Annotated in this window: 8 protein-coding genes; 1 reads left to right on the top strand and 7 read right to left on the bottom strand. The window is 68.7% G+C overall.

Translation table 11 applies throughout. From position 1 onward, the window contains the following. The 3 genes from QOD90_RS03970 to QOD90_RS03980 form a co-directional block, all read right to left on the bottom strand. On the bottom strand, positions 1-767 hold a 767-nt coding region (locus tag QOD90_RS03970; RefSeq protein WP_526346892.1), incomplete at its 3' end, for an MFS transporter. Positions 768-821: 54 nt separating this feature from the next. Continuing rightward, positions 822-1,394: a TetR/AcrR family transcriptional regulator gene (locus QOD90_RS03975; protein ID WP_526346894.1), complete on the bottom strand. Its 573-nt coding sequence runs from the start codon at positions 1,392-1,394 to the stop codon at positions 822-824. A gap of 48 nt (positions 1,395-1,442) precedes the next feature. Next, a complete protein-coding gene (locus QOD90_RS03980; RefSeq protein WP_526346896.1) occupies positions 1,443-2,315 on the bottom strand; it encodes an RDD family protein in 873 nt (290 codons plus the stop codon). Between the two features lie 28 nt (positions 2,316-2,343). Here QOD90_RS03980 and QOD90_RS03985 point away from each other — a divergent pair, with 28 nt between their 5' ends. Further along, positions 2,344-3,336, top strand: a complete 993-nt coding sequence (locus tag QOD90_RS03985; RefSeq protein WP_526346898.1) for a stage II sporulation protein M — start codon at positions 2,344-2,346, stop codon at positions 3,334-3,336. Positions 3,337-3,389: 53 nt separating this feature from the next. Here the strand turns inward: QOD90_RS03985 and QOD90_RS03990 are convergent, their stop codons facing one another. The 4 genes from QOD90_RS03990 to QOD90_RS04005 form a co-directional block, all read right to left on the bottom strand. After that, a complete protein-coding gene (locus tag QOD90_RS03990) occupies positions 3,390-4,712 on the bottom strand; it encodes a DUF58 domain-containing protein (RefSeq protein WP_526346900.1) in 1,323 nt (440 codons plus the stop codon). Next, positions 4,712-5,686, bottom strand: a complete 975-nt coding sequence (locus QOD90_RS03995) for an AAA family ATPase (protein ID WP_526346902.1) — start codon at positions 5,684-5,686, stop codon at positions 4,712-4,714. The genes QOD90_RS03990 and QOD90_RS03995 overlap by 1 nt, the downstream gene beginning before the upstream one ends. Continuing rightward, on the bottom strand, positions 5,683-6,828 hold the full coding sequence (locus QOD90_RS04000) for a DUF4350 domain-containing protein (RefSeq protein ID WP_526346904.1): 1,146 nt from the start codon (positions 6,826-6,828) through the stop codon (positions 5,683-5,685). Before QOD90_RS04000 ends, QOD90_RS03995 begins: the two co-directional genes overlap by 4 nt. After that, the coding region (locus QOD90_RS04005; RefSeq protein WP_526346906.1) for a DUF4129 domain-containing protein at positions 6,825-7,334 on the bottom strand (510 nt) is incomplete at its 5' end. The genes QOD90_RS04005 and QOD90_RS04000, both read right to left, overlap by 4 nt.

Here is a 7,334-nt window from a genome sequence, read left to right on the forward strand (position 1 = left end):
TGGCGCCGCACGAAGAGGACGCCAGAGCCAACGCCGATGGCGAGCGCGCCGACGACCAACGATGACAAGCCGTCGTGCGCAGCCGACTTGATGGCCCAGACGACGGGCAGCATCGTGGTCAACGTCAGCAGCACGCTGAACAGGTCGAGCGGGCCCGGGTTCGGGTCCCGCGACTCAGGCACCAACCGCGGCGCAAGCACCAGAATCGGAAGCAGGATTGGCACGGCGACCAGGAACACGGCGCCCCAGCCGAAGTGCTGCAGCAATGCACCGCCGACGATCGGGCCAAGCGCGGAACCTGCGGTGAAGCATGATGCCCAGAGCGCGATCGCGAGCCGGCGCGAGGACGCGTCGGTGAAGATGTTGCGAATCAGCGAAAGCGTCGACGGCATCAGCATCGCGCCGAAGACGCCGAGCAGGGCGCGGGCCGCGACCAGGTATTCGGCGCTGGGTGCGAACGCCGCGGCCGCCGACACCACCGCGAAGCCGCCCGCGCCGATCATCAGCAGTCGACGCCTGCCAACCCGGTCGCCGAGGCTGCCCATCGTCACCAAGAGTGCGGCGAGCACCAGGGAGTAGACGTCCACGATCCACAGCTGAGTGGTCGCGGCTGGACGGAAGTCCTGGGCGATGCTGGGCAACGCGAAGGCGAGCACGGTGTTGTCGACCGCGATCAGCAACACCGGAAGCATGAGCACCGCGAGCGCGATCCACGCGCGTCGCGGGGTGGGGATGGACGTCGGGTTGGCGTCCAGTTGGGCGGACATTCGATTGCTCCTGAGAACTACTGGAAACTTGTGTGGGGGTGGGAACCCTTGGCGTCAAGCCTGATTCGGGTTGATGGTGCCCTGGGTGAGGCTGGCCATGATGGCGTCGACGACTTGGACGCGGGGGGTGCCCTGGCGCGCGGCTGCGTAGCCGGCGTCGAGCAGCGCCCAGAACACCAGTCGAGGCCAACCCGGAGGTCCGGCCGTGCCCTGAGTGGCTACGCGGTTGAGCACCTCGACGATCACTTCGTCTCCGGTGTCGAGTTCGGCCGCGAGCTCCGGATCGGCGTTGATCGACGGGTCGTTGAAGACGAACGGCACGATGGGCCCCAGATCCAGCTGACACTCGACCACCCGACGCAACGCCTCCTCGGGCGGCCCGCAGTCCGGCTCGGCGTGCTCGATGGCTGCGTTGGCCAGCCCGTGGACGTGCAACGCCAGGGCCCGCAGCAGGTCCGAGCGTTCCGCGAAGTACCGGTGCAGGGTGCTGCGGCCGACTTCGGCCGCCGAGGCGATGTCGCCAAGCGATGCGCCAGGGTTGTCGCCGAGGACGGTCATCGCGGCATCGAGAATCGCCTTGCGGGTTCTCGAGCGCGGACCACCAATGGGCGACAGTGACGCAGTCATGTGCTCCAATATAGCACGTCTACCCCATAGTGGGACAGTAGTGTCCCACTAATCTGGGCGGGTGAAACCGCCAGGCGGTGCGGTCGGAAGGGAGTGCGGCGGCTCTGGCGGCCTGGCGTACCCGGACGCCGGGGGTGGCGGCGGCCAGGCTGGCGGCGGCGGTGGGGCGGTCGGGCGCAGCCTGGTGAGTTCGCGTCGGTGACGTTCAGCCAGGACGGCGGCCAACACCAGAGGCGGCGGCGCGCCCGCAGGGGGTGGCGGTGAAACCTGAGCGACGACCTCCACGTAGATGCGGTGCGCCATCTGATCGCGAAGGGCAGGCTCCAGCTGATTCGCCCGCGAAAGGAATTGACGCGCCAACTCCGCCTGCTCGGGGCGCAGCCCGGACAGCTGCAGCGATGACGCCCACCACGCCAACGCCGGGGGCATGGGGACGGGCGGCGGCATCTTCGGGCCGCGCTCGCTGAGCACCATGGTGCCCGCGAACACGTCGCCGATCCGTTTGCCCTTGGACGACACCATGCTGCAGATGACGGCGGGTCCGCCGGCGAACATCCAGATCTCGATGAACCCGGACAGCGCGCGAAAAAGGGCCTGGCGGAAGCGTTCCGGACCGCCATCGTCGGAGACGACGCGCAGCCCGAACGCCATCTTGCCCAGCGACCGGCCCCTGGTCGCGGTCTCGAAGACGACCGGATAGCCGACGATGCTCGTGACCGTGAAGATGACGAGCACCGCCGCGGAGAGGGCTTCGTCGAAGTCGGCGAGGGCGATGGCCCACAACATGACGCCGATGACGTAGGCGGCACCGATCACCGTCAGGTCGATCAACGCGGCCAAGGCGCGAACGGGTAGTTGCGCGATCTGAACGTCGAGGACGACGGCGTCACCCGTGACCATCGGCTCGGGCTGGGCCACCATACTGAAGGACGCTACTAGAATTCGGCGGGTGGATGTCGACGCATTCGTGCTGGCCCATCGCCCCGCGTGGGACCGGCTGGAGTATTTGGTCAAGCGTCGCCGCAAGCTGACCGGCGCGGAGGTCGACGAGCTGGTCGACCTGTACCAGCGGGTGTCGACTCACCTGTCGATGGTGCGCAGCGCGTCGAGTGACTCGGTGTTGGTCGGCAGACTGTCCGGGCTCGTCGCGACGGCGCGCGCGGCCGTCACCGGTGCGCACGCCCCGCTGTGGCGCGAGTTCACCCGCTTCTGGACCGTCTCGTTCCCCGTCGTGGCCTACCAGACCTGGCGGTGGTGGCTCGGATCGGCGGTGGCGTTCTTCTTCGTCGCGATCCTGATGGGCGTCTGGGTTGCGGGCAACCCCGAGGTGCAGGCGACGGTTGGAACCCCTTCCGACATAGCGGAACTGGTCAACCACGAATTCGCCTCGTACTACAGCGACAACCCGGCGGGCTCGTTCGCCCTCCGCGTGTGGACCAACAACGCGTGGGTGGCCGCGCAGTGCATCGGGTACGCAATCCTGCTCGGGCTGCCGATCCCGTACGTGCTTTTCTCCAACGCCGCGAACCTCGGCGTGGTCGGTGGGCTGATGTTCGATGCGGGCAAGGCCGATGTCTTCCTCGGTCTGCTCACCCCGCACGGGCTGCTCGAGCTGACCGCGGTCTTCCTCGCCGGGGCGGCCGGGATGCGGCTCGGCTGGTCGGTGGTGTCGCCGGGCGATCGGCCGCGGGGGCAGGTGCTGGCCGAGCGCGGTCGTGCCGTGGTGTCGGTGGCCGCCGGACTCGTCGTCGTGCTGCTGGTGTCCGGTTTGATCGAGGCGCTGGTCACGCCGTCCCCGCTGCCCACGTTCCTGCGCATCGCGATCGGCGTCGCTGCCGAGGTCGGCTTCCTGGCCTACGTGATTCACTTCGGCCGCAAGGCAGTCCGTGCCGGCGAGACGGGCGACGTCGACGACGCGCCAGATCTGGTCCCGACGGGCTAGCCCCGCAGCGCCCCAACCCATCGCTAGCGAGAATTCGGGGGTGACGGGGCTGGCTACAGCTTGCCGCTGGCCTTCATCGCCAGATAGCGGTCGGCCAGCGCGGGTGCCAGCTCGTCAGGCAACGCATCGACGACGTCGACACCGTGGCGCCGCAACCGCGTCGCGATGGCGCCACGGTCGCTGCGGGCCCGCTCCGCCGCGGCGGCGTCATACACCTCGGCGGCATCGGAACGCCCAGTCGCCAGGCGGTCGACCCGCGGGTCGCTGACCGCGGCGATCACCACCTGATGCTTGGCCGACAGCAGTGGCAGCACCCCCTTCAGGCCCTCGTCCAGAGCCGAGGGGTTCAGGTCGGTCAACAGCACCACCAAGGCCCGCCGCCGAATGCGTCGCTGCACCGTCGCGACCATCGCCGCGGCATTCGATTCGATCAACGCGGGCTGCAGCGGTGCCATCGCCTCGACGAGCTGAGGCAGGAGTTCGGTGCGCGTCGCGTTGTAGACCCCGGCCCGCGGCACGCGATCGTGCGCCACGAAGTCGACGTGGTCGCCGGCCCGGGAGGCCAAGGCCGCCAACAGCAGTGCGGCATCCATCGACCAGTCCAGGCGCGGCCAGCCGCTGGGGTCACCCGCCGTGGGGTCGATGCCGACGCGGCCCGCCGACGTTCGGCCGGTGTCCAGGACGATGACCACTCGACGGTCCCGCTCCGGTCGCCAGGTACGAACCACGACGTCGGCCCGCCGCGCGCTGGCACGCCAGTCGATGGACCGTACGTCGTCGCCGACGACGTATTCGCGCAGCGAGTCGAATTCGGTGCCCTGGCCGCGGATCAGCACGGGGATCGCCCCGTCGAGCTCACGCAGCTTGGCCAGCCGGGACGGTAGGTGCTTGCGCGACAGGAACGGTGGAAGGATCCGCACTTGCGACGGCACCCGATGCGACGTCTGCCTGCCCGCAAGTCCCAGCGGCCCCACCGACCGCGCGGTGACCAGTGCCGACCGCTGGTCACCGCGACGGATGGGACGCAGCGTCGTTTCGATGCGGAGTCGTTGTCCGCCATCGATGTTCACCCGATGGGTGCGCGGCTCCGCGCGGGCCGACGGCGGCCACGCATCGCGAACCCAGCCGCGAAACCCGCGGCGGCCGGGGTTCTCGACGACGAGTGCGGCCTCGACGGGCTCACCCAGTCGCGCGGCCCCGTCGCCAAGCCGGCTGAAGCGCAACCGTCTGGTATTGGCCGCCAACGCCACGTCGGCCGCGATCCCGAGTAGAAGGAGGCCAAGCAAGACCACGAAGGTCTCTGCAGGCCAAGGCGATACGCCGATCGGCAGGACGCAGACCAGGGCGACCAGCCCGACCCGGCCGGTGAGGACCACTAGCGCGGTACCGGTACCGAGGACAGGATGCCGTCCAAAACGCCGTCGGGGGTGGCTCCCTCGAGTTCCGCCTCGGGACGCAGGGCGATCCGATGCCGCAGCGTCGGCCGCGCCATCGCCTTGACGTCGTCGGGTGCCACGTAGTTGCGACCCGACAGCCAGGCCCACGACCTTGCCGTGGCGAGAAGTGCCGTTGCCCCACGTGGTGAGACGCCGAGTTGGAGCGCCGGTGAATGCCTTGTCGCACCGGCGATGTCGACGATGTAGCCCATCACCTCGTCGGCAACCAGAACCTGGCGCACGCCCTCGCGACCGGCGGCCAGTTCGGCAGGGCCGGCCACCGGCTTGATGGCGGACAGGTCCCGAGGGTCGAAGCCCCGAGCGTGCCGCGACAGGATCGCGATCTCCTGATCCCGTGGCGGCAACGGAACGTTGAGCTTCAGCAGGAAGCGGTCGAGTTGGGCTTCGGGCAGTTGGTAGGTGCCCTCGTACTCGATCGGGTTCTGAGTGGCCGCGACGATGAAGGGGTCGGGGAGTGGCCTGGCGTCACCGTCCACGCTGACCTGACGCTCCTCCATCGCCTCCAGCAGCGCGGCCTGCGTCTTCGGTGGCGTTCTGTTGATCTCGTCGGCGAGAAGCAGATTGGTGAACACCGGACCGGCGCGAAACTCGAACTCCGCGGTGCGGGCGTCATACACCAGGGATCCCGTGACGTCGCCGGGCATCAGATCCGGCGTGAACTGCACGCGCTTGAAGTCGAGTTGCAGTGCCGCGGACAAGGTTCGTACCAACAACGTCTTGGCGACGCCGGGCACCCCTTCCAGCAGGACGTGTCCGCGACACAGCAGTGCGATCACCAGACCGCTCACGACGGCATCCTGCCCGATCACGGCCTTGGCGATCTCGGAACGCAACGCCAGCAACGCGTTTCGCGCACCGTCCTGGTCTGCTGCCGAAGTCGTTGGGTCATTCACGAGTTGGCGACCTGCCTTTCGATGTCGTCGAGTAGCCGGGAGAGGTTGACGAGTTCGGCGTCGTCGGAGGGGGGCGGCCCGTACAGGGCGCGCTCGATGAGCGTCGGTTGGTAGCGGGTCCGCCGTGCGAGCGCCTCGACCACGGCGGTCGGTTCGGACTGGGCGCCAAGACCGAGTCGGGGGAGCATCCGCTGCAGCACGGCGGTCCGCAGAGCCGATGCGGCGCGATCGCGAGCCCGCCGAGATCGGTACAGCCTGCCACGACCCTCGATGGTCTCCGATGCGCGGACCACCACCGGGAGGTCTTCTGCGACAAGCGGACCGATTCGGCGGCCGCGCCATAGTGCGACGAAGGCGACCACCAGGCACAACTGCAACACGATCCAGCCGACGCGGGCGGGGATGAGGTCCATGATCGACGTGGAGCCACCCGACTGGCCGTCGATGGGCTTGGGCGTGTACCAGATCACCCTCGGGCGGGTGCCTGCCAAGTTCATCGCCAGGGCGGCGTTGCCTTCCTGCAGCAAACCGGAATTCGTCATGAAGTCCGCGGTGCCCACGACGGTGATGGTGCGACCACCCTCGGTGTATCGGACCAGCGCGCCGCCGTAGCAGCGGGTCAACGCCGTGCCGTCGGCGATCGGCTCGTAGGTGTCGCTCACGTCCAGCTGAACGCTGCCGGCGCGGGTGGCTTCGCGCATGTCGCAGTTCGGCTCGCCGCCGAAGCTGGTGTGCGGTGCGGTGCGAATCTTCGGGGCCAGTGACTCCCTGGTGCGCGACAGGGGCTCGACGAGCAGGACGTCACCGGGCAGACCCCTCAGCCGCTGCAGCCCTTCGTCGTCGATCAGGAACGGTGTCGGTGCCACCAGCAGTAGGGAATCCGGGCGTGCGGACCGCTCGACTCCTGCGATGTCGTCGGCGGGAATCACGTCGACGCCGTGGTCCTCGAGCAGTGCGACGATGGCGTGCGCACCGTCGGACGACGTGGCCTCGGGATCCATCCGGCCACCATGTCGCGGAGAGGTGAGGTAAGCGGAGAGGGCCGCGACGCCGATGATGGCGACCAGCGCCAGCAGTACCCAACGTGCGGCTTGCCACCGTTGCACGACGGTGGAACCGGTGGCCGACGCGGTGTTGGTCATCGCACCTCGACCCAGCCGTCGGCGGGTGCCGAAGGACCTTGGTCTGGCGCGACACCCGCGGCGTGGACGAGAAGATGGTCGTCGAGGTCGGCGATCATCCGGTACTCGAGTTCGGTACCTGGTAGTTCACCGTAGGTGACGTCGTTGAATGCCACTGCGGCACGCCGCAATTCGTCGGCCAACCCGGGGATGGCTCGGCCTGCGTCGCGCGCGAGTTCGGTCGCGGTGCGGCCGGGGACCGGATTGAGCACGGCGGCTTCCTCGAGATGACGGGCGACGGCGCGAACGCGATGCTTGATCGCCGATGCCCAATCTCGTTGCACTGCAGCCTGTTCAGCTGCCGCACGATGCTGCGCGGAGCTCATCTCGACAGACCCGAACAGTCCACTCTGGCGGCCACGGTTGGTGCGCATGGTGCGACGGGCCACCCGGACGGCAACGAAGACCGCCGCCGCGACCAGGAGAACCAGGACGGTGATGGTGAGCCAGCCGCCCGGCACCGACGC

This window comes from Mycobacterium sp., assembly GCF_032161845.1.
Lineage (GTDB): Bacteria > Actinomycetota > Actinomycetes > Mycobacteriales > Mycobacteriaceae > Mycobacterium.

Coding starts and splice junctions, on each gene's coding strand:
- QOD90_RS03980 (WP_526346896.1), bottom strand. CDS start 2,315: ATGGTGGCCCAGCCCGAGCCGATGGTCACGGGTGACGCCGTCGTCCTC.
- QOD90_RS03975 (WP_526346894.1), bottom strand. CDS start 1,394: ATGACTGCGTCACTGTCGCCCATTGGTGGTCCGCGCTCGAGAACCCGC.
- QOD90_RS04000 (WP_526346904.1), bottom strand. CDS start 6,828: ATGACCAACACCGCGTCGGCCACCGGTTCCACCGTCGTGCAACGGTGG.